We start from the raw sequence: 25,437 nt of genomic DNA on the forward strand, positions 1-25,437 counted from the left end.
CCGGGATCCGGCTACTGCCGCGAGCCGATCTCCTCGATCGGCCGCGTGCGCATCGCGGCGATCGTCGCCACCCAGAGCGACAGCAGCGCGAGCGCGCCCATCGACCCGATGATCGCCAGCGACGGGAGCACCGGCAGCGCCGGGATCGGCTGACCGGAGATCCCGATGCTCATCCCGATCAGCGGCGGCACGGCCACCAGCACTCCGAAGACGACGGCGATGGTCGCGACCATCGTCGCCTCGACGCGCATCATCGCCCGCACCTGTCGCCGCGAGGAGCCGATCAGCTGCAGCAGCGCGAGCTCGCGCGACCGCTCCCCTGTGGCCATGACGAGCGTGTTGATGACAGCGATCGCGATGTACCCCAGGATCACGATCAGCGCCACAAGATTCACCCAGCCCTGCTGGGACTGCGCGTCGGCACCCGCGGCCTTCTGCCCGCGCGCATCGGCCGTCAGCAGCCCCGCGTCGACGAGAGCCGCACGCACCTGGTCGAGAGCGCCGTCGTCGACGGCCACGAGGGCGAAGGCGTCCAGCCCGGTCGTGGTGTGATCGCGCACCGCTTCGACATCCATCGTGAGGTCGCCGAAGCCCAGACCGCGCTCGTAGATCGCCACGACCGTCGCCTCGAGCGGCATCCCGTCGCCGAAGCGGCCGGTGACCGTGTCGCCGATCCCGACGCCGAGGGTCTGCACGGCATCCGTGCTCACCGCCACGGTCGATCCGTCGTCGAGCCCACCCAGCGTGCCCTCCTGCACCTGCAGGTCGAGTGCCGTGTCGACCGACGACGGGTCGACGCCCTGGAGCACGTGCTCCCCGCGCTGCACCTTGCCCTCGAAGTCGAGGGAATCGATGATCGCACTGCTGATCGCGATCCCGGAGGCGCCCGACACCCCGGGGATCGAGCTGATCATCTCGATGGATGCCGGGCTGAGGCCCGCGGGTGCCGTGACGCGGAGGTCGGCCGTGACACCGGCCTGCGCCTGCGCGGCGGCCTCGCTCGCGATGACCGCGGGGGCGCCGATCTGCACCAGCCCCAGGCCGATGCCCAGGGCGATCGGGAGGATCGCGCTGGCGAGCCGACGGCTGTTCGCCGCCGCGTTCGCCGCCGCCAGGAACCCGGCCGCGGAAAGCCGCCGCAGCACGGAGCCGATCAGTCGCACACTGAGCGACACCAGCCACGGCCCCAGCAGCGCGAGCGCGACGATCAGCATCATCGCCGCTCCCGCCGAGGCGCCGGCCGCGTATTCGCCGCGCACGACCAGCGGCACGGTCGACACGGAGATCCCGGCGGTCGCGAACACGATGCCGGTGATGATCCGCGGCAGTCCGCTCGCCGCGGGGCCCGTGGCCGATTCCCGCAGCGCCTCGATCGGGTCGAGCTTCGCGGGTCGCCGAGCCGCCATGCGCGCCGCACCCCACGCGGCGCCGAGCACGAGCAGCACGGCGCCGACCGCGGGGATCGGACCGATCGCCAGAGCGAAGTCGCCGGGGATCACGCCGCCCGACACGAAGGCTCCCTGCAGCACGGTCGAGAGCAGGTAGCCGGGAGCGATACCCGCGAGCGCGGCGATCACGGCGACGGACAGCACCTCGCGGGCGACCAGTGCATGGACCTGCTTCGAGCTCGCGCCGACCGCGCGGAGGAGGGCGTAATCCCGACGGCGCGACTGCACCGAGAGCGAGAGCGTGCCGGCGACGATGAACATCGCCACGAGGATGCATGTGCCGACGAAGGCGCTGCCGATCGCGATGAGCGTCGACCGTGCGGCCCCGGAGTCGAGGAACTCGATGTCGCCTCGGCCGTCTCCCGTCTGCGCGGCGACGCCGGGGAGCGCCTCGCGGATCGCGGCGGCGGTGCGGTCGGCCTCGCCGGGAGCGGTGAACACTCCCAGCACCTGCGCGGCGCCGCCGTGCGGGTCGAGCTGGGCGATGCGCTCCTCGGTGAGGAAGACGTGGCTCGCACGCTCGGGCACGACCGGACCGTCGACGACGCCGACGACCCGATACTCGGCCGTGACGCCGCCGTGCGAGAGGGTCACGGCGTCGCCCACGGCCTCGCCGGTGACGGCCGTGACGACGACCTCGTCGCCGGAAGCGGGTTCGCGACCCTCGCGCAGGACGAACCCGGTCAGGGCCGTCGAGGCCCAGGGGTGCGCCTCGACGGGCGCTGAGTCCTCACCCGCGGTGAGCGGGACCGTGACGTCGGAGACGACGCTCTCGACGCCGTCGATCGCGGCGATCTCCTGCGCGGCATCCGTGGGAAGCGGCGCGCGCTCGCGGAGCGGGAGCGGCATGTCCTCGGGGACGTCGACGTACTGCGAGGAGCCGACGACCACGTCGACCTGGGTGTAGCGCTCGGGGGCGAGCCCACCGCGGATGCCGGATTCGACGAGCACGCCCAGCCCCGTCACCAGGATGCTCGCGACGAAGATCGCCACCGCCACCCCGGCGAAGCTGGCGCGATTGTGGCGCAGATCGGCGCGCACGAGGCCGCCGAAGCTCAGACGCTGACCGGTCATCACCACTCCCCGAGCGAGCTCATGCGATCGGTGATCTGCGCGGGGGTCGCCCCATCGAGGTGCCCGGCGAACGAGCCGTCCGCGAGGAAGATCACGCGGTCGGCGTGCGAGGCCACGACCGGGTCGTGCGTCACGACGACGACAGTCTGGTCGAGCTCCTTCGCCGTGTGCGCGAGCAGGTCGAGCACCTGCTTGCCGGACCGGGAGTCCAGCGCTCCCGTCGGCTCGTCGCCGAAGACCACGTAGGGCCGGGTGATCAGCGCGCGGGCGATCGCGACGCGCTGCTGCTGGCCGCCGGAGAGCTCGGACGGACGGCGGAGCCGCCGATCGCGGAGCCCGACCGCGTCGAGCAGGAAGTCGAGCCACCCCGGGTCGAGCCGCTTGCCGGAGAGCCGCAGGGGCAGCGTGATGTTCTCCTCGACGTTCAGGGCGGGGAGCAGGTTGTACGCCTGGAAGACGAAGCCGACGTGGTCGCGCCGGAACGCCGTGAGCTGTGCGGCGCGCAGCCCGGAGATCTCCGTTCCGCCGAGCCGCACCGTGCCGCTGGTGGGCTTGTCGAGGCCGGCCGCGCTGTGCAGCAGCGTGCTCTTGCCCGAGCCGGACGGGCCCATGATCGCGGTGAACGAGCCCTTCGCCAGGACGAGATCGACGCCGCGGAGCGCGGACACCGCGCCGACGCCGGCGCCGTAGGTCTTGACGACGGATTGCAGGCGCAGCGCCTCGGCCGGACGAGCGTCGACGGCGGATGCGAGTGATGTGGAGGTCATGCTTCGACGCTACGAACAGCGGCGGCGCGGTCCCATCCCGCTGTCCACCCGAACGATGGTGGTGCTGGCTATACCGCGCCGGCATCCGCTCTCCGGCAGACTTGCAGAGTGAAGGACGGACGGATGCGGCGCTGGCTGCGGGACTGGCGGTTCCTGGCGGTCGAGTTCGCGGCATCCGTCGTCTCCCTCGTGCTGTTCTGCGTCGGGCTGGTGCTGCTGCCGCTGATGATCATCACCGGTGGCGTGCTGATCCTGCCGCAGGCCGTGCGCGTGCTGCATGCGTGGAGCGACCGCAACCGTCGGCGCATCGGCTCGTTCCGCGGGGTGGACCTGCCCCCAATCTCGCGCGTGCTTCCGCCAGGGGCCACGATCGACGACCGGCTGCGCTTCGCCTTCTCGAAGTCGACCGGACGCGACGCGCTGTGGCTCGCGGTGCACGCCCTGCCGGTGATGTGGGTGTCGGTGATCACGGTCACGCTCCCGCTGGCCGCGGTCAACACGCTCGCCGTGACGTACTACTGGCAGTTCGCGCCGGCCGACGACCCGGTCGGCTCTCCGTATCCGGTCACCTCCTGGGAGCTCGCGGCCACGATGCCGCTGGTCGCCGTCGCCTACGCGCTGATCTCCTGGTGGCTCATCCCCGCCGTCGCACGCCTGCTGTCCTGGACGTCGGCGCGGCTGCTGGCGACACCCGAGAAGTCCCGTCTCGCGGCGCGCGTGGATGCTCTAACGCTCAGCCGCGCCGCCGCCCTCGACGCCCACGGCGCAGAGCTACGCCGCATCGAACGCGACCTGCACGACGGCGCGCAGAACCGCCTCGTGAACGTCGTGATGATGCTCGGGATCGCGGAGCGCGCGCTCGAGACCGATCCGAGCGGCGTGCTCGAACCGCTCCGTCGGGCGCAGGATGCCGCGACCGACGCGCTCGCCGGCCTGCGCCGCACGGTGCACGACATCTATCCGCCGATCCTCGACGAACTCGGTCTGGAGGGGGCGCTGGCCTCGCTCGCCGGCCGCAGCGCCGTGCCCTGCACGATCGAGGCCGCCGAGGTCGGGCGCGTGCCGGCCGCGGTCGAGTCCGCCAGCTATTTCGTCGTCGCCGAGGCCCTCACGAACGTGAACAAGTACAGCGGCGCGACGCACGCGACCGTGCAGGTGAGCCGCGAGGGAGAACGGCTGATCATCACCGTCGAAGACGACGGAGCGGGCGGCGCCGTGGAGCGTCCGGGCGGCGGGCTCGCCGGCATCCGCCGCCGCGTCGAGGCCTTCGAGGGCACGACGGAGCTGACCAGCCCGGCCGGCGGACCCACCACCCTGAGCGCGGAGCTGCCATGCGGATCGTGATCGCCGAAGACGACACCCTGCTGCGGGAGGGACTCGCGCTGCTGCTGCGCAGCGAGGGCTTCGACGTCGTCGCCGCGGTCGACAACGCCGACGACTTCCTGCGCCGGCTCGACGATGCGGATGCCGCGGTCGTCGATGTGCGGATGCCGCCGACGTACACGAGCGAGGGCCTGAAGGCCGCGGCGGAGGCACGGGCGCGTCGCCCGGGGTTCCCCGTGCTGGTGCTGTCCGCCTACGTCGAGGACCGCTACGCCGGGGAGCTGCTCGCCGCGGGCGCCGACGGGCTCGGGTACCTCCTCAAGGAGCGCGTCGGCAAGGTCGCCTCGTTCATCGACGCCCTCCACCGTGTGGCAGCGGGCGGCACCGTCATGGACCCCGAGGTCATCTCGCAGCTCATGAGCAGGCGTCGGGCCGACGATCCCGTGCAGTCACTCACGCCGCGGGAGCGCGAGGTGCTCGGCCTCATGGCCGAAGGCCTCGACAACGCCACGATCGCCGCACGGCTCTTCGTGACGGAGACCGCGGTGAGCAAGCACATCGGCAACATCTTCGCCAAGCTCGGGCTCGCGACGAGCGACAGCGGCCACCGCCGGGTGCTCGCCGTGCTCGCCTACCTCCGCGACTGAGCGGGCCTCTGGACACGTCGCCCGGACGAGCGCATGCTGAGACCATGACCGCCTTCCAGACCACACACGCGTTCAGCGGGTTCAGCGTCGACGACATCGACGCGGCTCGCTCGTTCTACCGCGACACGCTCGGCATGGACGTCACCGACAACGCCATGGGCTTCCTCGAGATCGCCCTTCCTCAGGGAGGGTCGATCCTCGTCTACGGCAAGCCCGACCACACGCCCGCGAGCTACACGATCCTGAACTTCCCGGTCGACGACGTCGAGGCCGCCGTCGACGAGTTCAACGCGAAGGGCGTCGTGACGAAGATCTACACCGACCCCGACCTCGGCACCGATGCGAAGGGCATCTCGCACGGCGCCCCGGGCAAGGGACCGGACATCGCCTGGTTCACTGACCCCGCAGGGAACGTGCTCTCGGTGCTCGCCGGCTGACGCGGAGTCAGAGCCGGTCCGCGAGCCACCCGGTCTGCCGGTGCCACTGCACGATCTGCCCGCCCTCGTGGCCGTTGAACTCGTAGACGGCGATCTCGGCATCCGCAGAGCCGCAGTGGTTGAACGCCGCGAACACGCTCGACGGCAGCACGACGGCATCCATCAGGGCGACGGAGAACAGCACCGGCGCCGTGATGCGGCGCGCGAAGTTCACACCGTCGAAGTACGACAGCGTCTCAAAGACGTCATCGGCCCGCGCGCGGTGCACGGCGAGATAGCGGCCGATCTCGGTGAAGGGGAGCTCGGGCGTGAGCTGCACCGACCGCCGGAAGTGGCAGAGGAAAGGCACATCCGGCATCGCCGCGGAGACGTCCGGGTGCAGGGCTGCGGCCGCGAGGCTGATGCCGCCGCCCTGGCTGCCGCCGGTCACGCTGATGCGGCTGCCGTCGACGGCATCCAGCTGCTTCACGGCGTCGATCAGCAGCACCGCATCCGTGAAGACGCGGCGGTAGAAGTACGTCTCGGGATGCTGGATGCCGCGGGTCATGAAGCCGGGGATCGACCCCTCCGACCCGTGCGGGTCGGGGGTGTCGCCGCCTGAACCCCACCCGCTGCCCTGGCCGCGGGTGTCCATCAGCACGTGCACGTAGCCGGCGGCCGCCCACTGCAGCCGCTCGCCGGGGATGCCGCGACCGCCGTTGTACCCGATGTACTCGACGACGGTCGGCAACGGCCCCTCCGCCTGCGGACGGGTGATCCACGCGCGGATCGGCTCGCCGCCGAATCCGCTGAACGTCAGATCCTCCACGATCAGTTGCGTGATCGGGGACGCGACAGGCTGGACCACGGGCGCGGTCGCGAGCGCCCGTGATTCGGCGAGCGTGCGCGCCCAGAAGTCGTCGAAGTCCGCGGGCTCGGCCACGTCGGGCCGGAAGGAGCGGAGCTGGTCCAGGGGGAGATCGGTGAGAGCCATCGGCGACAGGTTATCCGATGACGAGGCGGGGGATCATCGTCCCCGCGGGAAGCCGATCGCGCGCAGCTCCGGTGCCAGCCTCTCCCACTGCCAGTCGCGTTCAGCAGCCCGGCCCGCGTCGCCGCGGTGGAGTCCGACAGCCTTGGCCGCGTAGGTCGCGGCGTGCGGCGAGTGATCGAACATGTGGGCCACGGCGACCGCCTGTCCGGCGGCGCGTGCGGCAGCGACGGCTGCTGGGGCATCCGCCGCCTCCCGTGCCGCGGCGTGCGCGGCGAAGGCGGCCGTGCGGCACTCCGTCATCGGGATCTCGCCGCGCATCCAGGCGCGCAGGGCGGCGATCGCGGCGCGCGGCCTGTCGTCACCAGGACGCAGCTCGTCGAAGATCGGCAGCGCGCGCTCGGCGCAGGCGGCAGCCCACTCCGCGATCGCGTGATGTACCGGCAGTTCAGGGTTCGCCCACTTCTCCTTCTGATCGTCACTCACCCGATGATCGTGTCAGGAACCTCCGACGCCCGCCGGATCCCGGTCGCAGAACCTCCCTGAGGAGATTTCAGTATTCGGTGTTGCTAAGTACCGGTACTCAGTGTTACTTTGTACCGGTACCCAGCAACACTGAGTACCGACAGAAACGAAAGGAGGACCTGATGGGCAAGCAGATGACCGAGATGCTCAAGGGCACTCTGGAGGGCATCGTCCTGGCCCTCCTGGCCGAGCAGCCGGCTTACGGGTACGAGATCACCGCGCGAGTGCGCGAACACGGGTTCACCGACATCGCCGAGGGCACGATCTACGCACTGCTGGTGCGGATCGAGCAGAAGAGTCTCGTCGACGTCGAGAAGGTCCCGAGCGAGAAGGGCCCGCCGCGCAAGGTGTACAGCCTCAACGCCGCCGGCACGCAGGAACTCGAGGACTTCTGGAACACCTGGAGCTTCCTCAAGAAGCACATCGAACAGCTGAACACGAACAACACCGAGAACAAGGAGAACTGATCATGGCCGCGAAGTGGATCGAAGCACTCACCGGATCGCTCGAGGAGAAGAAGCAGTACAAGCAGGCGCAGGCCCGCATCAACGCCCTCCCGGAGCCGTACCGCGAGATGGCGAAGGCCCAGCAGCGCTACAACATGTACTACGGCGGCGTCACCGACGGCAACATCATCGTGCAGATGTTCCTCGACATCGCGGATCTGTGGGAGCGCGCCGCGATCGACGGCACCCCGGTCAGCGCCATCGTCGGCGACGACCCGGTCGAGTTCGCAGAGAACTACGCCACCGCGTACGGCGGACGGCAGTGGATCGACAAGGAGCGCGCGCGCCTCATCAAGGCGTTCGACGACGCGAAGAAGAAGGAGAACTGATCATGAGCACCGCAGCCATCAGCGTGAAGGGCGTGCAGAAGTCCTACAAGGACCTGCATGTGCTGCGCGGCGTCGACTTCGAGGTCGAGAAGGGCAGCATCTTCGCCCTGCTCGGCTCGAACGGCGCCGGCAAGACCACCATGGTGCGCATCCTCTCGACCCTGCTGAAGGCGGATGCCGGCACGGCATCCGTGCAGGGCGTCGATGTCGCGACCGATCCGCTCGGCGTCCGCGAGAGGATCAGCCTCACCGGGCAGTTCGCCGCGGTCGACGAGATCCTCACCGGACGCGAGAACCTCGTGCTGGTCGCGAAGCTGCGCCACCTCGCCGACGCCGGGAAGGTCGCCGACGATCTGCTCGCGAAGTTCCGTCTGACGGATGCCGGTGGACGCAAGGTCGGCACGTACTCGGGCGGCATGCGCCGCCGGCTCGACATCGCGATGAGCCTGGTCGGACACCCCGAGGTCATCTACCTCGACGAGCCGACCACAGGCCTCGACCCCGAAGCCCGCATCGAGGTGTGGGACGTGGTCAAGGAACTCGCGAACACCGGAACCACCGTGCTGCTCACGACGCAGTATCTCGACGAGGCGGAGCAGCTGGCCGACCGTATCGCGATCCTGCACGAGGGCCGCATCATCGCCAACGGCACCCTCGCCGAGCTGAAGAAGCTGCTCCCGGCCGCCAAGGTCGAGTACGTCGAGAAGCAGCCCACCCTCGAGGAGATCTTCCTCACCCTCATCGGCCCGTCGCCTTCGACAGGCTCAGGCACCCAGGTCCAGAAAGGACACGCAGCATGACCACGCACTTCGCGGCGGACACCGCGACGCTCACCGGCCGCTCCATGCGGCACATCTTCCGCAGTCCCGACACCATCATCACCACGGCGGTCACCCCGATCGCGCTGATGCTCCTGTTCGTGTACGTCTTCGGCGGCGCTCTGAAGACGAGCACCGGCGCCGAGAACTACGTGAACTACCTGCTGCCCGGCATCCTGCTCATCGCCATCGCATCCGGCATCGCCTACACGGCGTTCCGGCTGTTCACCGACATGCAGAGCGGCATCTTCGAGCGGTTCCACTCCATGCCGATCGCCCGATCGAGCGTGCTCTGGGCGCACGTGCTCACGTCACTCACCGCCAACGCGATCACCCTGGCGATCATCTTCGGCGTCGGCTTCCTGATGGGCTTCCGCACCGGGGCGAGCCCGCTCGCATGGCTCGCCGTGATCGGCATCCTCATGCTGTTCACGCTGGCCCTCACCTGGCTGGCGATCATCGCGGGCCTGAACGCCAAGACGGTCGACGGTGCGAGTGCGTTCTCGTACCCGCTGATCTTCCTGCCGTTCATCAGCTCGGCCTTCGTGCCGACCGACACGATGCCGGGTCCGGTGCAGTGGTTCGCCGACAACCAGCCGGTCACCTCGATCGTCAACACCATCCAGGCGCTGTTCGCCGAGAAGCCCGTCGGGAACGACATCTGGGTCGCTCTCGCCTGGTGCGTCGGCATCCTCGTGGTCGCCTACGTGTTCGCGATCATCTCCTACCGGAAGAAGGTCAGTTGACCTCTTCGAGCGGGACGGAACGCTCCGTCCGGGGTTCATACCCCGGCCGGGGCGTTTCGCTGCGCTCGGGGTGCGGCGCGCGGGGCGCTGCGGCCGCGCGGAACGGAGGAGATCTCGCGGAATGAAGGAGCTTTCGTGAGAATGCCTCCTCCATTCCGCGAGATCTCCTGCGCAACGCGTGCGGACCGGATGCCGGAGGCGACGCGGGAGCCGCGGGCTTGGGCTGACTTCTCCCTCTCGGGCTGAGGTTTCCGGCAAGATCCTCAGCCCGACGGCGAGATCCCCTCCGCAACGGGTGGGCTAGCGGATGCTGCGCCTCAGGTCAGCTGCTGACGACCCAGTCGAACTGGTCGCCGTTCTCCTCGAGCCAGGCGTCGACGGCTTCGGCCTCGCGGCCCTCGCCGTACTCGTTCACGACCAGGTCCTCCAGCGAGCCGTACTGCTCGTCATCCAACACGATCTTCGAGATGAGGTCGGCGGCCTCGGGGAACTCGTCCGCGAAGCCCTTCGTGCCGAGGAAGTGCAGGCCCTCGGCCTCGCCCATCGCGCCTTTGGGGTCTTCGAGGTCCTTCACGGGGAAGGCGTCGTTGGCCCAGAACGGACGCCACAGCGTCACGGCGATGTCCTGCTTCTTCTCGGTCGCCGACTTCAGCTCGGTGAGCATCGCCGCGGTCGAGGAGGTGACGAGCTCGTACTGGCTGTCGAGACCATACTCCGGCAGCATCTTCTGCGTCTGCGCGGTGAGGCCGGCACCCGGCTCGATCCCGTAGATCTTGCCGCCGAGGTCAGCTCCCGCGAGGTCGTCGATCGTCTCGAGCTCGGAGTACTCCGGCACCGCGATCGTGAGCCGCGCGTTGTCGTAATACGTGCCGAGGTCCTCGATCGATTCGCCGTAGGTCTTCATGTACTCGGCGTGCGTGACCTCGGGCCAGGCCGACGGGAACAGGTCGACGTCGCCCTGCGCGAGCCCGGTGTAGAGCGGGCCCGCCTCGGTGAGCGTCTTGAGCTCGACGTCGTAGCCGATCTTCTCGAGCTGGTCCTGCAGCAGGTACGCGGTACTGAGGCCGTCGGTCCACGACGGGAGGAACCCGAGCGTGATGGTGCCCTTGTCACCTCCGCCGCCGGCGCTGCCGCCTCCGCCGAGCTCGATCGTGCCGCCCGCGCCGTCGCTCGCGCAGCCGCTGAGGGCGAGTGCTCCCGCGGCGCCGATGGCCGCGATGGTGATGATCCTGCGCTTACGCATTCTGGAGCTCCTTCTCTTCGACGGGCTTCTCCGGCCCCTCGGCGACGGGGTCGGATGCCGCGGCGACGGCATCCGACTGACGCTGCGCCCCGCGACGGCGGAGGAACGCCAGCAGGGATGCCGGGTTCTGCCCGAGCGTGCCGAGCGCGGCGGTGACGCGGTCGAGGAAGACGGCGATCAGCACGACGCCGAGACCGGCCTCCACACCCTTCGCGATGTTGACGGTCGAGATCGCCTCGACGACCATCTTCCCGAGCCCGTCTGCTCCCGCCATCCCGGCGATGACCGCCATGGAGAGCGCGAGCATGATGACCTGGTTGATGCCGGCGAGGATCGTCGGCATCGCGAGCGGAAGCTGGATGCCGCGCAGGATCTGCCCCGGCTTCGCGCCGAAGGCCTGCCCGGCCTCGACGGTCTCGGAGTCGACACCGCGGATGCCGAGCTCGGTCAGTCGCACGCCCGGAGGCAGCGCGAAGATGACCGTGGCGACGAGTCCGGGGACGACGCCGATGCTGAAGAACACGATCGCGGGGATCAGGTACACGAACGCGGGCATGGTCTGCATGAAGTCGAGCACGGGCTTGAGCACCGCGCGGACCGTGGCGTTGCGCGCCGACCAGATGCCGAGCGGCACGGCGATCACGACGGCGACGAGTGCGGCGACCAGCACGAGGCCGAGCGTCTGCATCGCGGGGACCCACAGGCCCATCGCGACGATCAGCGTGAACGAGACGACCGTGCCGATCGCCAGCTGCCACGAGCGCACCGTCCACGCGATGAGCGCGGCGAGCGCGATCACGACGAAGAAGTAGGGGAGAAGGAGCAGCGAGGTGAGTCCGTCGACGAGGAACGTCACCACGAACGAGACGACGTCGAGCAGGCCGTCGAGGTTGACCTTGACCCAGTCGACTCCGGCTTCGACCCAGCTGCCGAGGGGGATGCGGAAACCATCCATCAGCGCACCTCCTCGATCGTGTTCTGCGTTTCATCGGTCACTGAGCTTGCCGAAGAGTCAACGACCGGGGATTCGGCCGTCCATCCGTCGTCGAGCACGGCGTCGATCTCCGCCTGCGGCATGGGCATCAGCGGGAGGATGATCTCCTCGGTGGCGCCCGGCCCGGGGCCGAGGGCGGCGAGCAGGGTCACGCGCGGGATGACGCCGACGAGCCGGCCCTCGGCATCCGTCACCGCCAGCGGCAGCGGCGACTCGACCGCCGGAACGAACAGGTTCATCAGGACCTCGTCCTCGCGGACGCTCTGCAGCACGGGCTTGAGCACCGAGTCGAGCCTCGTCGCACCGGAGCGCACGAGCTTCACGGCATCCCGGTCGGTCACGACGCCGAGCAGCTGCCGGTCGCGGCCGACGACGTAGGTCGCCGACATGTAGGCGTCGCGCATCTGGCGGAGCGCGGTGCGGGGGCCGGCCGTCTCGGGGACCACGGGGCGCGGACGCTCCATGACGTTCGCGGCGGTGAGCACGCGAGCGCGGTCGACGTCCTGCACGAACTGCTCGACGTAGTCGTTCGCCGGGTCCATCAGGATGTCCTCGGGCGTGCCGATCTGCACGATGCGGCCGTCGCGCATCACGGCGATGCGGTCGCCGAGGAACATGGCCTCGTTCAGGTCGTGGGTGATGAAGACGATCGTCTTCTGGAGCTTCTCCTGGAGTTCGAGCAGCTGCTCCTGCATCTCGCGGCGGATGAGCGGGTCGAGCGCGCTGAACGCCTCATCCATGAGCAGGATGTCGCTGTCGGCGGCGAGCGCACGGGCGATGCCGACGCGCTGCTGCATGCCGCCGGAGAGCTCGGACGGCATCTTGTCGCCCTGGCCTTCGAGCCCGACGAGCGCGAGGATCTCCTCGGCCTTCGCGAGACGCTCGGCCTTGCCCACGCCCTTCAGCTCGAGCGGGTAGGCCACATTCGCGGCGACGGTGCGGTGCGGCAGCAGCGCGAAGTGCTGGAACACCATCGAGATGCGATCACGACGGATCTCGCGCAACTGCGATCCCGGGATGCCGGTGATCGGTTCGCCGCTCACCGTGACGGTGCCGGAGGTCGCGTCATGCAGACCGTTGAGCATCCGGATGATGGTGGACTTCCCGGAACCGGACAGGCCCATGATGACGAAGATCTCACCGCGGTTGACGGTGAAGCTCGCGTCGATGACGGCTGCCGTGCCCGCGTCATCGACGGCGGTGCGGCTCTCACCGGCCTTCAGACGACGGACAGCCTGGCTCGGATTCTTCCCGAACACTTTGAACAGATTGCGCGCTTCAAGAGCGATTTCGGACACGTTTCCCCCGCGGCTCGGCCTCGGGCGGCTGAGCCTGCTTCGGTTACGCCCGGGTGATCCTCACGAGGCCGTTCGACATGACTGCTGTGGCGGCACGGGCAGCGGATTTCGGATCCGCCGCAGAGAGCATCGACCGTACGTCCACGCCTCTTCGCAGCACAGCTCATCGAAAGAAGGACGTGGTCGCGGACTGGTCTTTCGGGCCAGAAGACCCACAGACCAACGTAACGAAATGGCTGATCAGGGGCAAATCCGTGGCCGCAGGACCGTCCGGGTTTCCCCTGCTGACCGGGGGATTGGTCATATGTTCAGCGACGGATGCTGCGCGTCACGGTGAACTTGGACGTGCGGTGCAGCTGCTCGGTCGGCCCGATGATCCGGGCGAGCTCGGCACGGTATCCGAGCGAGGAGTTGAACACCGTGAAGAGCTCCGCGCCCGGGCGGAGGATGCGCGCGGCAGCCTCGAACAGACGGGTCGCCGCACCGGTGTGGACGCTGGTTCCGAGGTGGAACGGCGGGTTGAGCAGCACGACGTCGGCACTCGCATCCGCGAGCTCGGATCCGGCGTCGTCGTGCATGACGATGACGCGGTCGGCGACGCCGTTCGCGAAGGCGGTCGCGCGAGCGGAGGCCACGGCCGCCGCCGACCGGTCGGTCGCGACGACCCGGTCCTGGGGGTGCGCGAGCGCCCACGACGCGGCGAGCGCACCGGTGCCGCACCCGAGGTCGATCACAGTCCGCGACGCTTCGACGGGCTCAGCGACCCATCCCGCGGGCCCCTGAGCTTTGGGTCCCTGAGCGCTGGGCCCCTGAGCTTGTCGAAGGGCCGCACCCCCGTGCACAACTCCGCCAGAACTGTCGTGCTCGGCCCCGTTCGGCCGCTTCTCCGACCGAGCCCCGTCGTTCTTGCTGAGTTGTGCACCACTGAGTCCGAGCACCTCCAGCAGCGCCCGCGTGCCGATGTCGAGGCGCGGACCGGCGAACGCGCCGCCGTGGGCGACGAGGGTCAGTCCGTCGTGCGCGGCGGTCACCGGGAACGGCGGCTCGACCGGCACCGGAAGGGCCTCGGAGGCGACCACGAGCCGCGACTTCCGCTCGGCTCGCTCGGCCTGCACGTGCGCGAAACGGCGGCCGAGCACCTCGTTCTGCCCGAGGGTCATGTGCTTCACGCGACCCCCGGCGACGAGCACGACGTCGGGCGCGGCCCAGCGGGCGACGGCATCCGCGATCTCCTCGAGCTCGGCGAGCGACTTCGGCAGCTGCAGCAGCACGAGCCGCGCACCGGTGAGCAGTTCGGGGCCGAGATCGTGCGAGGCGAAGAGCGCCGGAGAACCCAGATCATTCGGAGCGGTGGCGGCGCGTCCGGCATCGACACCCCGAGGGGATGCCGATTCGTCTGCGTTTCCCGCGACGAACCCCGAGAGTCCGAGTTCCTCGGCGTTGAGCGCGAGCGCCCGGCGCCCGGTCGCGAGGTCCTGATGCACGCGGATGCCGTGGCGCCCGGCATCCGCCAGAGCCAGGGTGATCGCGCCGTAGTCGTCACCGATCACGGCGATCTCGGAGCCGGGAAGCCCGAGCGCGAGCGCCCGTTCGACGAGCAGGATGTCAGTGACGTCGTGCGCCTGGAGGTTCTCCGCTTCGACATCCGGCCGGCGGCGCAGGCGACTGTAGGGGAACTCCGGCACCAGCCCACTGTACGCGGCGCCCGTAAGGATTCCGCATGCGTTTTTTCGCACTATTCACAACTTTGTGAAACGGGCGTAGCGTCGCCGCCATGACCACAGTCATCGACACCCGGAGCCTCACCAAGCACTACGGTCACGTGCACGCCCTCGACGGACTCGACCTCATCGTCGAGCACGGACAGGTGCACGGCTTCCTCGGCCCGAACGGCGCGGGGAAGTCGACGACGATCCGCATCCTCCTCGGTCTCGCACGGCGTACGAGCGGCGAAGCGGCCGTGTTCGGCGAGGACCCGTGGAACCACGCCGTCGACCTGCACCGCCGTATCGCCTACGTGCCCGGCGACGTCAGCGTGTGGCCCACGCTCTCGGGCGGTGAAGCCGTCGATCTGCTCGCCCGACTGCGCGGTGCGCACACGAAGGATGCCGCGTACCAGCACGAGAAGACGCGGCTCATGGACGCGTTCCAGTTCGATCCGCGCAAGAAGGGGCGCGCGTACTCGAAGGGCAACCGGCAGAAGGTCGCCCTCATCGCCGCGTTCGCGGTGCCCGCCGATCTCTACATCCTCGACGAGCCGACCAGCGGCCTGGATCCCCTCATGGCGGTGATCTTCCAGCGCGAGGTCGCCCGAGCCCATGCGAACGGCGCGACCGTGCTGCTGTCGAGCCACATCATGAGCGAGGTCGAGCAGCTGTGCGACCGGGTGTCGATCATCCGCGCCGGCCGCATCGTCGAGAGCGGCACCCTCGCCGAGCTGCGGCATCTCACCCGCAGCGACGTGTCGTTCACCGCATCCGGCATATCGCTCGACCAGGTCGCCGGGATCCCCGACGTCCTTGATCCGACGGTGCAGAACGACCGCATCCGCGTCACGGTCGACAGCGATCGCACCGCGGCCGTTCTTCCCGCGCTCGCGGCCCTCGGGATCAGCGACCTCCGCGTCGCGCCGCCGTCGCTCGAGGAGCTGTTCCTCCGCCACTACGGCGACGACCTCGCGGCGCTCGAAGCCGCGGAGGAGGGCCCGACGGACGACGCCCGGCCGCAGACCCGCCGCGCGCGCCGCGCGAAGGAGCAGGCGTGATGTCGACCTTCCGCGTGCTGCTGCGGCAGCGCATCCGGCGCGACTGGCTCCAGCTCACCCTGTGGATCCTCGGCACCGCGGCGATGGCGGGCGCCGGATACGCCGGCGTCACCCAGTCGTACTCGACCCTCGAGGACCGGCAGAACATCCTGGCCGCGGCGCTCGCGAACCCGGTGATCCTGATGTTCCGCGGGCTGCCGTCTGGCACGTCGGAGGGAGCGTTCCTGGCGTTCGAGATCCTGCCCTGGCTCGCGCTGCTCGCGGCGCTGATGAGCACGTTCCTCGCCGTCCGGCACACGCGCGGAGACGAGGAGGCGGGACGCTCGGAGCTCGTCTGGGCTACCCCGGCGGGGAGACGGATGCCGACGATCGTGACCATCGTGCACGGCATCCTCGCCAATCTCGTGCTCGCCGTGCTCACCGCTCTGGCACTGCTCGCGACCGGCCTACCGGCAGGGGGGTCGCTGCTCTCCGGAGCCGCGGCCGGCGCCACCGGCATCGCGTTCCTCGGCATCGGGCTGCTGGCGGCGCAGCTGATGCGCACCTCCCGTGGCGCGAACTCCCTGACCGTGTGGGTGCTCGTGGCGACGTTCCTCATCCGCGGCCTCGGCAACGCGGCCGGAACGCCGAACGACGACCTCTCCGGGATGACGAGCGCCTGGTTCGCGTGGATCTCGCCCTTCGCCTGGGCCGAGCAGACCCGGCCTTACGACGCCGACCTCGTGGGACCGGTCTTCCTCGGCCTCGGCCTCGGTCTCGTGCTCGCCACGGCATCCGTCGTGCTGCAGTCGATGCGCGACATCGATGCGAGCTTCGTAGCCGAGCGTCCCGGTCGGATCTCGGCCCGATCCGGCCTCGCCTCTCCGCACGCGCTGGTCTGGCGGCTCACGTCGGGCGCGATCGTCGGTTGGGCGGTCGGCGGAGCGGTCACCGGCATCCTCGCCACCACCCTCAGCGGTCTCGTCGACCAGATCTCGGGCGAGAACCCGGCCGTCGCCGACATCCTGAAGAAGATCGGCGGGGCGACCGGCGGGCTCGACGAGGTCGTGATCACGGTGTTCTTCACGCTGCTCGGCATCCTCGCCGCGTGCTGCGCCGTGCAGACGGTCGTGCGCGCGCGGCAGGAGGAGGCGCGCGGCACGGCGGAAGCCGTTCTGTCCACTCCCGTCGGTCGCGTCCGCTGGCTCGCCGACTACGTAATCGTCGGCACGATCGCCGTGCTGATCGTCGTCGCCGCGGCCGTCCTGGCTGGCTGGGCCGGGATCCGGGCGACGGATGCCGACGACTCGCTCTACCGGATCGTCGCGGTCGCGGGACTCGGGCAGGCGATCGCCGCGTCGGTGTTCACCGTGCTCACCGCGCTGGTGTTCGTGCTCGTGCCGCGCGCCACGATCGGCGTGGCCTGGACCCTCGTGCTCGTCGCGACCATGCTCGGGATGTTCGGCCCCCTGTTCGGCCTCCCGGAGTGGACCGCGAACATCTCCCCGTTCGCCGTGACCCCGGTGGTCGACGGCGAGGGCGTGGATGTGCGCGGACTCTGGTGGCTCGTGCTGGCCGTGGGCGCGGGACTCGCAGCATCCCTCTCGCTCATGCGACGCCGCGAGCTCGCGACGGGCGGCTGAGCATGCGGACGAGGGAAGCGTGATGGCGGACGACGAGAGGGCGGATGCGGCGGCGTCCGCGACGGGTGTGCACCGCGCGATCGGTCCCGCCGAGCAGGCCGCGGCGATGCTGACGGCCGCGGGGATGTCACGCATGCCGGCCCGCGTGATGATGGCTCTCGTCGCCGCCCCCGACGGCGGTTACACGGCCGCCCAGATCGGCGACCGGCTCGGGGTCTCGGCAGCAGCGGTGTCGGGTGCCGTCCGCTACCTGCAGCGGCTGCACTTCATCCAGCGCCGCTCCTCGCCGGGTGATCGCCGCGACCGCTACGAGTTCGTGCACGACACCTTCGCGAGCTCGATGGCCGGGAACGTGCCCGTCTACACGAGCCTCGCCGGGTACATCGACGACATCGCCGCCGAACACGACGACGACCCGGGCGCTCAGGACCGGGCCGTCGAGCTCGCCGAGTTCTTCCGGTACCTCTCCGCCCGGATGCCGCAGATCGTCGAGGAGTGGCGCGCGCTGCGCCGCGACATCACGGACTGAGCGACCCGTTCTGCGTTCAGGCCCTTGCGGATGACACGCGAACGAAACACAATGGACACCAAATAGATCACTTTGAGCTGTTTGATAGGTGCATCGACGCACGAGGAGCATCGCATGACCCTGACCATCGCCGGACTTCAGCATCACGGCACGCCCGGCGATGTCGATGCCAACCTCGCCGTCGTCGCCGCGGCCGCCGGCGAAGCGGCTGCGAGAGGCGCGCGCATCCTCGTCACCCCCGAGATGTTCGTCACGGGCTACAACATCGGCGACCGCCTGGCACCGCTGGCGACGCCGGGCCTCATCGACCGGATCACCCGCATCGCCCAGGACAGCGGGATCGCCATCGTCGCCGGCCTCCCGGAGACGCTCGAAGACGGCAGCATCACGAATTCCCTGGTGATGGTCGACCGCGACGGCACCGAGCTGCTGCGCTACCGCAAGACCCACCTCTTCGGCGCGCTCGACCGCCGCCTGTTCACGCAGGGCGACATGCTCCCCGACATCGTCGAGGTCGATGGCGTGCGGGTGTCGGTGTTGATCTGCTACGACGTCGAGTTCCCCGAGACCGTGCGTCGGGCCGCCATCGGCGGCGCGGATGCCGTCATCGTGCCGACCGCGCAGATGGAGCCCTTCGCGCACATCGCCGAGCGGCTCATCCCGGTACGTGCGTGGGAGAACCAGATCCACGTGATCTATGTCAACCGCGTCGGCGTCGAAGGCGATCTCACCTACGTCGGACGCAGCAGCATCGTCGCTCCCGACGGCGAGGCGCTCGCCTCCCTCGGCGCGACGGACATCGGCCTCATGATCGCCACGATCGATCCCGATGCGACCCGGCGAGCCCGGCAGGAGAACCCGTACCTCGCCGACCGTCGACCCGAGCTCTACTGAACGCCCTCCCCTTCCGCGTCCGCCACCGGACCCTCTGCGAAAGCGACACCATGACCGTCTCCCCTCTCGTCGAGCCGCGACAGCGCCTCGACGGCCAGCTCGGCACCGGCGCCATCGTCTTCATGGTCATCGCCGCGGCCGCTCCCCTCACCGTCATCGGCGGCAACGTCCCCATCGCCATCGGCGCTGGCAACGGACCAGGGGCGCCGATCGGCTTCGCGCTCGCCGCCGTCATCCTGCTCGTCTTCTCCGTGGGCTTCGTCACCATGACGCCCTTCGTGAAGGAGGCCGGCGCGTTCTTCTCGTACGTGACCGCGGGCCTCGGCTCGCGACTCGGACTGGGCTCCGCCTTCACCGCCCTGGTCGCCTACACCGCGATCCAGGTCGGCATCTACGGATACATGGGCTGGGCGGTCGACGATCTCGTCACGTTCTTCGGCGGCCCGAGCCTGCCGTGGTGGCTTTACTCCTTCGCGACGATGGCGATCGTCGCGGTGCTCGGGTATCGCCACATCGATCTGAGCGCCAAGGTCCTCGGGGTGGCGCTCGCGCTCGAGATCCTGGTGGTCGTCGTGCTCGATGTGGTCATCTTCGCGACCGGCGGCGCCGAGGGCATCGCGCTGGAGACCTTCGACCCGTCGTACGTCTTCTCGGGCGGCATCGGGGTCGCCGTGCTCTTCGCCCTCACCGGGTTCATCGGCTTCGAGGCCACGGCCGTCTTCCGCGACGAGGCCCGCAACCCGGAGAAGACCATCCCGCGTGCGACCTATCTCGCCGTGATCATCATCGGCGTGTTCTACGCCATCTCCTGCTGGGCACTCGTGACCGGCGTCGGAGCGAGCAACGCGGTCGCGGTCGCACAGCAGACGCTCGCCGGCGAGGGCAACCTGCTGCTCGACACCACGACGCAGTACCTCGGCCCGATCCTGCGTGACGTCGTGCAGGTGCTGCTCATCACGAGCCTCTTCGCGTGCGTGCTGTCGTTCCACAACGTGATCGCCCGCTACCAGTTCACGCTCGCGCAAAAAGCCGTGCTCCCCGCGCGACTCGGCCGCCGCCACGCCTCGCACCACTCGCCGGCGTTCTCGTCGGTCGTGCAGACGATCACCGCTGCGGTCCTGCTCGCGATCCTCGCGCTCCTCGGGCTCGATCCGCTGGTCGGCGTGTTCGGCTCGATGGCCGGCGTCGCCACCGTGGGCATGGTGCTGCTCATGCTGACGACGTCGATCGCGGTGCTGGTGTTCTTCGTCCGCCGTCCGGAACTCGTCGCCGGACGCTCCCTGGGCGCGAGGGTCTTCCCGATCCTCTCGGTCGTCGGACTCGCCTTCGCACTCTGGCTGGTGCTGTCGAACTTCACACTCGTGACCGGCGGGAGCGTCGCCGTGAGCGTCGCACTCGCGCTCATTCCCGTCGCGGCCATGGCCATCGGTATCGTGTTGGGCAGGCGCTTCCGACTCGACACCCAGCCGGTCGAGGAGACCACGGCGGACTGAAACGCGCCGACCGACACGAGACGGGGGAGTGCGATGGACCTGGCCTCCCCCGCCCTCGGCTCGATCCGCCGCACGACCGCTGTCGACACGGTTCGGGCGCGGATCTCACTCGCCGTCGAGCTCGGCATGCTCTCCCCGGGGCAGCGCCTCCCCGGGCCGGAAGACACGGCACGGGCGTTCGCGGTCAGCGAGATGACGGTGCGACGCGCCTATCGACTGCTCAGCGACGAGGGCGTCGTGGTGCGACGTCCGGGTCACGCCGGCGGCACGTTCATCGCAGACGCCCCCACCGTCGGCACCGTGGTCGAGATCGACGCGTACCGAGCGGATGCCGCGCACGTTCACGCGCTCATCGATCAGCGCGCCACGATCGAGGCGGGGCTCGCAGCCCTCGTGAGCACGCGTCCGGATGAGGTCTCGCTGGCGCGCATGGACGCGCTGGTCGAAGACATGCGGAGCGCGGCGGACTGGACCGGCTTCCGTACCGCGGACAGCGCCTTCCACGCCGCCCTCGCCGAAGCATCCGGTGTCAGCGGCGCAGCCGAGCTCCACCACCGGGTGTCCCACGAGCTCTACGCGTACTTCATCCCGTACCGGATCGACTACCTCCGCGCCTCGAACGATGAGCACGCCCGCCTGGTCGACGCCCTTCGGGCGCAGGATGCCGCCACGGCGAGCCGCCTCGCCTTCGACCACGTCGCCGAGCTGCACGCCTCGATGTACGTCGGCCTCCCCCGCACCTGACGCCCCCGCCTCCGGCATCCGCCGGCCGTCGCCCCTCGCCCCCGGCATCCGCCGGCCGTGCACGACTTCGGAGTCCGGACGCGACACGCCGACCGACCGGTCGCCGTGTCGGCGCGCCGCGGGGAATCTCCGAAGTCGTGCAGTCGCCTGCTCCGAAGTCGTGCCCGGCCGACGACATGATCCGCGACGCGGAAGGGGTTGACACCCCGCCGGGTTCTATGGTTAGTTACTCATGTAAGTAACCCACCAACCCCGCGGAGGACTCGTGATCGAAGAAGGCAAGCCGCTCTTCCTCCAGATCGCCGAACAGATCGAGGACTCGATCGTCGACGGTTCCCTCGCCGAGGAGGCCCAGGCGCCGTCGACCAACGAGCTGGCCTCGTTCTACCGGATCAACCCCGCCACCGCAGCGAAGGGAGTCGCCATGCTCACCGACAAGGGAGTGCTCTACAAGCGCCGAGGCATCGGCATGTTCGTCGCCGACGGAGCGAGGGATCTGCTCCTCGGCGAGCGCCGTTCGGCATTCGCCGACCGCTACATCGACCCGCTCCTCGCTGAGGCCCGCACGCTCGGCCTCAGCCCCGACGACCTCGCGGCTCTGCTCCGGCAGCGCGCCGCACAGACGACCCGGGAGACCCCGGCCACCATCGCAGAAGGGAAGACCCCCGCATGACCGCCGTCATCGAGGTGCAGAACCTCAGCAAGCGCTACAAGGAGAAGCGAGCGCTCGACAACGTCTCGCTCAGCATCGAGGGAGACGCCATCTACGGCCTGCTCGGCCGCAACGGCGCCGGCAAGACCACGCTCATGTCGATCCTCACCGCGCAGAACTTCGAGTCCTCCGGCACCGTCAAGGTCTTCGGCGAGCACCCGTATGAGAACGCGCACGTCCTCGGCCGGATCTGCTTCGTCCGCGAGAGTCAGAAGTACCCCGACGACGCCTACCCGAAGCACGCGTTCAAGGCGGCGCGCCTGTTCTTCCCGAACTGGGACCAGGCGTTCGCCGACGAACTCGTCTCCGAGTTCCAGCTGCCCATGAAGCAGACGATCAAGAAGCTGTCCCGCGGTCAGCTCTCCGCGGTCGGCGTGATCATCGGTCTCGCCTCCCGCGCCGAGATCACCTTCTTCGACGAGCCGTATCTCGGGCTCGACGCCGTCGCCCGGCAGATCTTCTACGACCGCCTCGTCGAGGACTACGCCGAGCACCCGCGCACGATCATCCTGTCGTCGCACCTCATCGACGAGGTCTCGAACCTCATCGAGAAGGTCATCGTGATCGACAACGGCCAGATCCTCCTGAACGAGGACACGGATGCCGTCCGCGAGCGCGCCGTCACCGTCGTGGGCGACGCCGCCAAGGTCGACGCCTGGGTCTCCGGCCGCGAGGTGCTGCACCGTGAGGCTCTCGGCCGCGTGGCATCCGTCACCGTGCTCGGGCGACTCTCCGCCGAGGAGCGGGCCGAGGTCACGGCATCCGGGCTGGACCTCGCTCCGGTCTCGCTGCAGCAGCTGGTCGTCCGACTCACCCAGAAGGCCGAGTCCCGCTCCGCAACCACAGACACCACCACGAAAGAGGAGGTCCGCTGATGCGACGCACGATCAACGTCATCCGCCTGCAGCTGATCAACAAGGGCACCTTCGTCTGGTACCCGTTGATGATCCTCGCGGCGGCGACCCTGATCTCGATCCTGATCTACGCGATGATCCCGGTCGACACCCCGAAGTACGGCGGCGGAGGCCAGGCTCCGCTCTGGTACTTCTTCGCGATCGGGATGTCGGCGATGACCCTGACCTTCCCGTTCTCGCAGGCGATGAGCATCGCCCGTCGGGAGTTCTTCTTCGGCACGCTGCTCACCGCGATCCTCGCCAGTGCGCTCATGGGCGTGCTGTTCCTGATCGGCGGCGGCATCGAGGTCGCCACGAACGGCTACGGCGTCAACGGCTACCTGTTCTACCTGCCGTGGCTGTGGAATGCAGGTCCGGGCGGGGCCTTCGTCGTCTTCTTCACCCTCGCGCTCTTCTTCTTCGTGCTCGGCTTCACCGGGGCGACGATCTACAAGAGCTGGGGTCAGCTCGTCCTCATCATCGTGAGCGTCGCGCTCTCTCTCGCGCTGATCGGCCTGGTGTTCCTGGTGACGCGACTGGACCTGTGGAACCACGTGGGCGCGGGGATCATGGACCTCGGCGCGCTCGGGCTCGCGCTCTGGGGTCTCGTCGTCACCGCGGTGCTCACGGCGGTCTCGTTCCTCGCCTTCCGGCGGACGATCCCCTGATCCGCATCGATCCGTCCGACGCCGGTCTCCCCTCGGGGCGGCCGGCGTCGGCGTGTCAGGCGGCACGCGCTACCTGCCATCGGCTCGTGATGCAACCGGGTGTCCGCGGCGGATGCCGACGACTAGCGTCGCTGCACGTGAAGACCTCCCCCCTGCGCACGCGCCGATCCGGCATCGCGCGCTCCCTCCGCGAGGCCGTGCTCCCGGCGCGGCTGCTCTTCGTCGCGAAGACGACGCTCGCCGTCGGCCTCGCCTGGACGATCGCGCCGCATATGCCAGGGGTCACCGACGAGTACCCGTACTACGCACCCCTCGGTGCCCTGGTGAGCATGTACCCGACCCTCATGGGTTCGGCGAAGACGAGCCTGCAGACGCTGCTCGGACTCGCGACCGGGATCGGCCTCGCGACGTTCGTGATCCTCACGATCGGCCCAACCTGGTGGACCGTCCCGCTCGTCATCGGCGTCGGAGTCCTGCTGTCGGGCACCGGCTGGTTCGGCGCCGGACGGGAGTACGTGCCGATCGCGGCGCTGTTCGTCCTCGTCGTCGGCGGACAGGATGCCGATGACTACTCCCTCGGCTACCTCACGCAGATGGCGGTCGGCGTCGTGATCGGGCTGCTGGTCAACGTGCTGATCGCCCCCGCTCCCCTCACGAAGGCGGCGGAGGCACGGGTGGATGCCTTCCGCGCACAGCTGGGATCGCACCTGCACGACATCGGCTCCGCGGTGTCGGAATCATGGCCACCCGAGCACCAGCAGTGGGCCGACGATGCCGCCTCCCTCGCGGACACAGCCGCCGAACTGCGCTCCGAGCTCGCGGAGGCCGACGAGAGCCGGCGTGGCAACCCCCGGGCGTGGGGTCGGCGCGGTGACACGCAGCACATCCACGACGAGCTGGCGACCCTCGACCGGGTCGCGCACCTCATCCGCGACATCTCGGATGCCACGGCCGACACCATCTGGGATCGTCCGGCCGCCCTGCCGCTCGACCCCACCCTGCCGGAGCCCCTGTCGGCCGCCTGTCACGCGGTCGCGGAGGTGATCGCGCAGGAGGATCCCTCGTCGAGCGAGAGTCATCGGGACCGCGGCGAGGCGGCGCGCGCCATCCGTCTGCTGCTCGAGCAGGTCGACGACCGCACCTTCGACGTGCGCAGCTCCATGGGTCCCGGTGTGCTCACGGCGATGCACCTGCGCCGGATCCTCATCCTCAGCGGAGGCGAAGCGAGGAACCACGACGACTGACCGATGTGTCGGTGTTGAATGGACGCACGACAGAGGGAAGGGAGCGCTCGGATGCCACAGCCGACGAAGCTGCCGCCGGGACAGCGCGCCGTCATCGGCTTTCCCCGGTTCGGCATCGACCTGCATTCGCCTCCTCCGGTGACGGCATCCGAGATCGACATCGAGATCACCGGCGCTGTGACGGGAGCAGCCGCCGTCTCCGATGCCACCCTCGGATCGCTGCCTCGCGCATCGATCGACGCCGACTTCCACTGCGTCGCGGGCTGGTCCGCGACGGGCCTGAGGTGGGAGGGATGGCGCTTCGAAGACGTGCTGAACCAGCTCATCCTTCCGCAGGCCGCCGACGGCGGACGCATCGCCTTCCTCGTCTTCGTCGGAGCGGACGGGTACCGCTCCATCGTGCGGCGGGAGGATGCCGTCGGCGCGAACGTGCTCCTCGCCGATCGGCTCGACGGTGAGCCGCTCGCACCGGAGCACGGCGCCCCCGTCCGACTGGTCAGCCCCGACCAGTACGGGTACATCAACACGAAGCACCTGACACGCATCGAACTGCATGTCGACGAACCCGAAGCAGTCTTCCACCCGCGGCGGAGCGTGCAGCGTGCGCTTCGGGCGGTCCACCCGCATGACAGGGCTCGCGTCTGGCAGGAGGAGCGGCATCGCCACCTTCCGTCGTGGCTCACCCGACCGCTGTACCGCCTCGTGGCGCGGCTTCCTGCTCCGCGTGCCGAACGCTAGGGAGGCAGCGA

At 69.4% G+C, this 25,437-nt stretch carries 26 protein-coding genes; 18 read left to right on the forward strand and 8 right to left on the reverse strand.

Annotated elements, in window-relative coordinates:
* Positions 1–11: 11 nt before the first annotated feature.
* Positions 12–2,522, reverse strand: coding sequence for an ABC transporter permease (locus tag DC434_RS15560; protein WP_116636302.1), 2,511 nt, complete (start codon positions 2,520–2,522; stop codon positions 12–14).
* Positions 2,522–3,289 (reverse strand): ABC transporter ATP-binding protein, encoded by a 768-nt coding sequence (locus tag DC434_RS15565; RefSeq protein ID WP_116636212.1) that lies wholly within the window; start codon positions 3,287–3,289, stop codon positions 2,522–2,524. The genes DC434_RS15560 and DC434_RS15565 overlap by 1 nt, the downstream gene beginning before the upstream one ends.
* 108 nt (positions 3,290–3,397) lie before the next feature.
* On the opposite strand from DC434_RS15565, the gene DC434_RS15570 reads away from it, so the two are divergent.
* The 3 genes from DC434_RS15570 to DC434_RS15580 are packed head-to-tail and all read left to right on the forward strand — an operon-like array spanning position 3,398 to position 5,696.
* On the forward strand, positions 3,398–4,633 hold the full coding sequence (locus DC434_RS15570; RefSeq protein ID WP_243408964.1) for a sensor histidine kinase: 1,236 nt from the start codon (positions 3,398–3,400) through the stop codon (positions 4,631–4,633).
* On the forward strand, positions 4,621–5,259 hold the full coding sequence (locus tag DC434_RS15575; RefSeq protein WP_116636214.1) for a response regulator transcription factor: 639 nt from the start codon (positions 4,621–4,623) through the stop codon (positions 5,257–5,259). The genes DC434_RS15570 and DC434_RS15575 overlap by 13 nt, the downstream gene beginning before the upstream one ends.
* 44 nt (positions 5,260–5,303) lie before the next feature.
* Positions 5,304–5,696: a VOC family protein gene (locus tag DC434_RS15580; RefSeq protein WP_116636215.1), complete on the forward strand. Its 393-nt coding sequence runs from the start codon at positions 5,304–5,306 to the stop codon at positions 5,694–5,696.
* A gap of 7 nt (positions 5,697–5,703) precedes the next feature.
* Here the strand turns inward: DC434_RS15580 and DC434_RS15585 are convergent, their stop codons facing one another.
* Positions 5,704–6,669, reverse strand: coding sequence for an acetylxylan esterase (locus DC434_RS15585; protein WP_116636216.1), 966 nt, complete (start codon positions 6,667–6,669; stop codon positions 5,704–5,706).
* A gap of 33 nt (positions 6,670–6,702) precedes the next feature.
* Positions 6,703–7,152 (reverse strand): putative immunity protein, encoded by a 450-nt coding sequence (locus DC434_RS15590; RefSeq protein WP_207769983.1) that lies wholly within the window; start codon positions 7,150–7,152, stop codon positions 6,703–6,705.
* Positions 7,153–7,313: 161 nt separating this feature from the next.
* Between DC434_RS15590 and DC434_RS15595 the strand changes: the two genes are divergently transcribed.
* The 4 genes from DC434_RS15595 to DC434_RS15610 are packed head-to-tail and all read left to right on the forward strand — an operon-like array spanning position 7,314 to position 9,590.
* The gene (locus tag DC434_RS15595; RefSeq protein WP_116636217.1) at positions 7,314–7,658 is read left to right on the forward strand and encodes a PadR family transcriptional regulator; all 345 of its coding nucleotides are present in this window, start codon (positions 7,314–7,316) and stop codon (positions 7,656–7,658) included.
* Positions 7,659–7,660: 2 nt separating this feature from the next.
* Positions 7,661–8,026: a DUF1048 domain-containing protein gene (locus DC434_RS15600; RefSeq protein WP_116636218.1), complete on the forward strand. Its 366-nt coding sequence runs from the start codon at positions 7,661–7,663 to the stop codon at positions 8,024–8,026.
* A 2-nt stretch (positions 8,027–8,028) separates the two neighbouring features.
* On the forward strand, positions 8,029–8,826 hold the full coding sequence (locus DC434_RS15605) for an ATP-binding cassette domain-containing protein (RefSeq protein WP_116636219.1): 798 nt from the start codon (positions 8,029–8,031) through the stop codon (positions 8,824–8,826).
* On the forward strand, positions 8,823–9,590 hold the full coding sequence (locus tag DC434_RS15610; RefSeq protein ID WP_116636220.1) for an ABC transporter permease: 768 nt from the start codon (positions 8,823–8,825) through the stop codon (positions 9,588–9,590). The genes DC434_RS15605 and DC434_RS15610 overlap by 4 nt, the downstream gene beginning before the upstream one ends.
* Before the next feature lie 322 nt (positions 9,591–9,912).
* Here DC434_RS15610 and DC434_RS15615 read toward each other — a convergent pair whose 3' ends face one another.
* The 4 genes from DC434_RS15615 to DC434_RS20375 all read right to left on the reverse strand — a co-directional run bounded on the left by DC434_RS15615 (position 9,913) and on the right by DC434_RS20375 (position 14,810).
* The gene (locus tag DC434_RS15615) at positions 9,913–10,833 is read right to left on the reverse strand and encodes a glycine betaine ABC transporter substrate-binding protein (RefSeq protein WP_116636221.1); all 921 of its coding nucleotides are present in this window, start codon (positions 10,831–10,833) and stop codon (positions 9,913–9,915) included.
* Positions 10,826–11,788 (reverse strand): proline/glycine betaine ABC transporter permease, encoded by a 963-nt coding sequence (locus DC434_RS15620; protein WP_116636222.1) that lies wholly within the window; start codon positions 11,786–11,788, stop codon positions 10,826–10,828. The genes DC434_RS15615 and DC434_RS15620 overlap by 8 nt, the downstream gene beginning before the upstream one ends.
* Positions 11,788–13,125 carry a glycine betaine/L-proline ABC transporter ATP-binding protein gene (locus DC434_RS15625; RefSeq protein WP_243408965.1) on the reverse strand — a complete coding sequence of 446 codons (1,338 nt, stop codon included), beginning with the start codon at positions 13,123–13,125 and terminating at the stop codon, positions 11,788–11,790. Before DC434_RS15625 ends, DC434_RS15620 begins: the two co-directional genes overlap by 1 nt.
* Positions 13,126–13,433: 308 nt before the next feature.
* Complete coding sequence (locus tag DC434_RS20375; protein WP_243408966.1) at positions 13,434–14,810, reverse strand: methyltransferase; 1,377 nt, start codon at positions 14,808–14,810, stop codon at positions 13,434–13,436.
* Positions 14,811–14,899: 89 nt separating this feature from the next.
* Here DC434_RS20375 and DC434_RS15635 point away from each other — a divergent pair, with 89 nt between their 5' ends.
* The 11 genes from DC434_RS15635 to DC434_RS15685 all read left to right on the forward strand — a co-directional run bounded on the left by DC434_RS15635 (position 14,900) and on the right by DC434_RS15685 (position 25,426).
* A complete protein-coding gene (locus tag DC434_RS15635; RefSeq protein ID WP_116636223.1) occupies positions 14,900–15,889 on the forward strand; it encodes an ABC transporter ATP-binding protein in 990 nt (329 codons plus the stop codon).
* Complete coding sequence (locus DC434_RS15640) at positions 15,889–17,511, forward strand: polyketide antibiotic transporter (RefSeq protein ID WP_116636224.1); 1,623 nt, start codon at positions 15,889–15,891, stop codon at positions 17,509–17,511. The genes DC434_RS15635 and DC434_RS15640 overlap by 1 nt, the downstream gene beginning before the upstream one ends.
* Positions 17,512–17,533: 22 nt before the next feature.
* Positions 17,534–18,040 (forward strand): helix-turn-helix domain-containing protein, encoded by a 507-nt coding sequence (locus tag DC434_RS15645; protein WP_116636225.1) that lies wholly within the window; start codon positions 17,534–17,536, stop codon positions 18,038–18,040.
* A 114-nt stretch (positions 18,041–18,154) separates the two neighbouring features.
* Complete coding sequence (locus DC434_RS15650) at positions 18,155–18,934, forward strand: carbon-nitrogen hydrolase family protein (RefSeq protein ID WP_116636226.1); 780 nt, start codon at positions 18,155–18,157, stop codon at positions 18,932–18,934.
* 50 nt (positions 18,935–18,984) lie between these two features.
* On the forward strand, positions 18,985–20,427 hold the full coding sequence (locus DC434_RS15655; RefSeq protein ID WP_116636227.1) for an APC family permease: 1,443 nt from the start codon (positions 18,985–18,987) through the stop codon (positions 20,425–20,427).
* Positions 20,428–20,460: 33 nt separating this feature from the next.
* Positions 20,461–21,171, forward strand: coding sequence for an FCD domain-containing protein (locus DC434_RS15660; protein ID WP_116636228.1), 711 nt, complete (start codon positions 20,461–20,463; stop codon positions 21,169–21,171).
* A gap of 265 nt (positions 21,172–21,436) precedes the next feature.
* Positions 21,437–21,844: a GntR family transcriptional regulator gene (locus tag DC434_RS15665; protein WP_116636229.1), complete on the forward strand. Its 408-nt coding sequence runs from the start codon at positions 21,437–21,439 to the stop codon at positions 21,842–21,844.
* Positions 21,841–22,758: an ABC transporter ATP-binding protein gene (locus DC434_RS15670; RefSeq protein ID WP_116636230.1), complete on the forward strand. Its 918-nt coding sequence runs from the start codon at positions 21,841–21,843 to the stop codon at positions 22,756–22,758. The genes DC434_RS15665 and DC434_RS15670 overlap by 4 nt, the downstream gene beginning before the upstream one ends.
* Positions 22,758–23,444: a hypothetical protein gene (locus DC434_RS15675; RefSeq protein WP_116636231.1), complete on the forward strand. Its 687-nt coding sequence runs from the start codon at positions 22,758–22,760 to the stop codon at positions 23,442–23,444. Before DC434_RS15670 ends, DC434_RS15675 begins: the two co-directional genes overlap by 1 nt.
* A gap of 137 nt (positions 23,445–23,581) precedes the next feature.
* Complete coding sequence (locus tag DC434_RS15680; RefSeq protein WP_243408967.1) at positions 23,582–24,688, forward strand: aromatic acid exporter family protein; 1,107 nt, start codon at positions 23,582–23,584, stop codon at positions 24,686–24,688.
* A gap of 51 nt (positions 24,689–24,739) precedes the next feature.
* Positions 24,740–25,426 (forward strand): molybdopterin-dependent oxidoreductase, encoded by a 687-nt coding sequence (locus tag DC434_RS15685; protein WP_116636233.1) that lies wholly within the window; start codon positions 24,740–24,742, stop codon positions 25,424–25,426.
* Positions 25,427–25,437: the final 11 nt, after the last annotated feature.

It is taken from the genome of Microbacterium sp. TPD7012 (assembly GCF_003075395.1).
Taxonomy (GTDB): domain Bacteria; phylum Actinomycetota; class Actinomycetes; order Actinomycetales; family Microbacteriaceae; genus Microbacterium.

Excerpts from the sequence above, each read along its gene's own strand:
- DC434_RS15565 (WP_116636212.1), bottom strand. The coding sequence starts at position 3,289 with ATGACCTCCACATCACTCGCATCCGCCGTCGACGCTCGTCCGGCCGAG.
- DC434_RS15635 (WP_116636223.1), top strand. The coding sequence starts at position 14,900 with ATGACCACAGTCATCGACACCCGGAGCCTCACCAAGCACTACGGTCAC.
- DC434_RS15675 (WP_116636231.1), top strand. The coding sequence starts at position 22,758 with ATGCGACGCACGATCAACGTCATCCGCCTGCAGCTGATCAACAAGGGC.
- DC434_RS15575 (WP_116636214.1), top strand. The coding sequence starts at position 4,621 with ATGCGGATCGTGATCGCCGAAGACGACACCCTGCTGCGGGAGGGACTC.
- DC434_RS15685 (WP_116636233.1), top strand. The coding sequence starts at position 24,740 with ATGCCACAGCCGACGAAGCTGCCGCCGGGACAGCGCGCCGTCATCGGC.
- DC434_RS15605 (WP_116636219.1), top strand. The coding sequence starts at position 8,029 with ATGAGCACCGCAGCCATCAGCGTGAAGGGCGTGCAGAAGTCCTACAAG.
- DC434_RS15650 (WP_116636226.1), top strand. The coding sequence starts at position 18,155 with ATGACCCTGACCATCGCCGGACTTCAGCATCACGGCACGCCCGGCGAT.
- DC434_RS15655 (WP_116636227.1), top strand. The coding sequence starts at position 18,985 with ATGACCGTCTCCCCTCTCGTCGAGCCGCGACAGCGCCTCGACGGCCAG.
- DC434_RS15585 (WP_116636216.1), bottom strand. The coding sequence starts at position 6,669 with ATGGCTCTCACCGATCTCCCCCTGGACCAGCTCCGCTCCTTCCGGCCC.
- DC434_RS15670 (WP_116636230.1), top strand. The coding sequence starts at position 21,841 with ATGACCGCCGTCATCGAGGTGCAGAACCTCAGCAAGCGCTACAAGGAG.
- DC434_RS15560 (WP_116636302.1), bottom strand. The coding sequence starts at position 2,522 with ATGACCGGTCAGCGTCTGAGCTTCGGCGGCCTCGTGCGCGCCGATCTG.
- DC434_RS15600 (WP_116636218.1), top strand. The coding sequence starts at position 7,661 with ATGGCCGCGAAGTGGATCGAAGCACTCACCGGATCGCTCGAGGAGAAG.
- DC434_RS15645 (WP_116636225.1), top strand. The coding sequence starts at position 17,534 with ATGGCGGACGACGAGAGGGCGGATGCGGCGGCGTCCGCGACGGGTGTG.
- DC434_RS15640 (WP_116636224.1), top strand. The coding sequence starts at position 15,889 with ATGTCGACCTTCCGCGTGCTGCTGCGGCAGCGCATCCGGCGCGACTGG.
- DC434_RS15610 (WP_116636220.1), top strand. The coding sequence starts at position 8,823 with ATGACCACGCACTTCGCGGCGGACACCGCGACGCTCACCGGCCGCTCC.
- DC434_RS15620 (WP_116636222.1), bottom strand. The coding sequence starts at position 11,788 with ATGGATGGTTTCCGCATCCCCCTCGGCAGCTGGGTCGAAGCCGGAGTC.
- DC434_RS15595 (WP_116636217.1), top strand. The coding sequence starts at position 7,314 with ATGGGCAAGCAGATGACCGAGATGCTCAAGGGCACTCTGGAGGGCATC.
- DC434_RS15580 (WP_116636215.1), top strand. The coding sequence starts at position 5,304 with ATGACCGCCTTCCAGACCACACACGCGTTCAGCGGGTTCAGCGTCGAC.
- DC434_RS15615 (WP_116636221.1), bottom strand. The coding sequence starts at position 10,833 with ATGCGTAAGCGCAGGATCATCACCATCGCGGCCATCGGCGCCGCGGGA.
- DC434_RS15660 (WP_116636228.1), top strand. The coding sequence starts at position 20,461 with ATGGACCTGGCCTCCCCCGCCCTCGGCTCGATCCGCCGCACGACCGCT.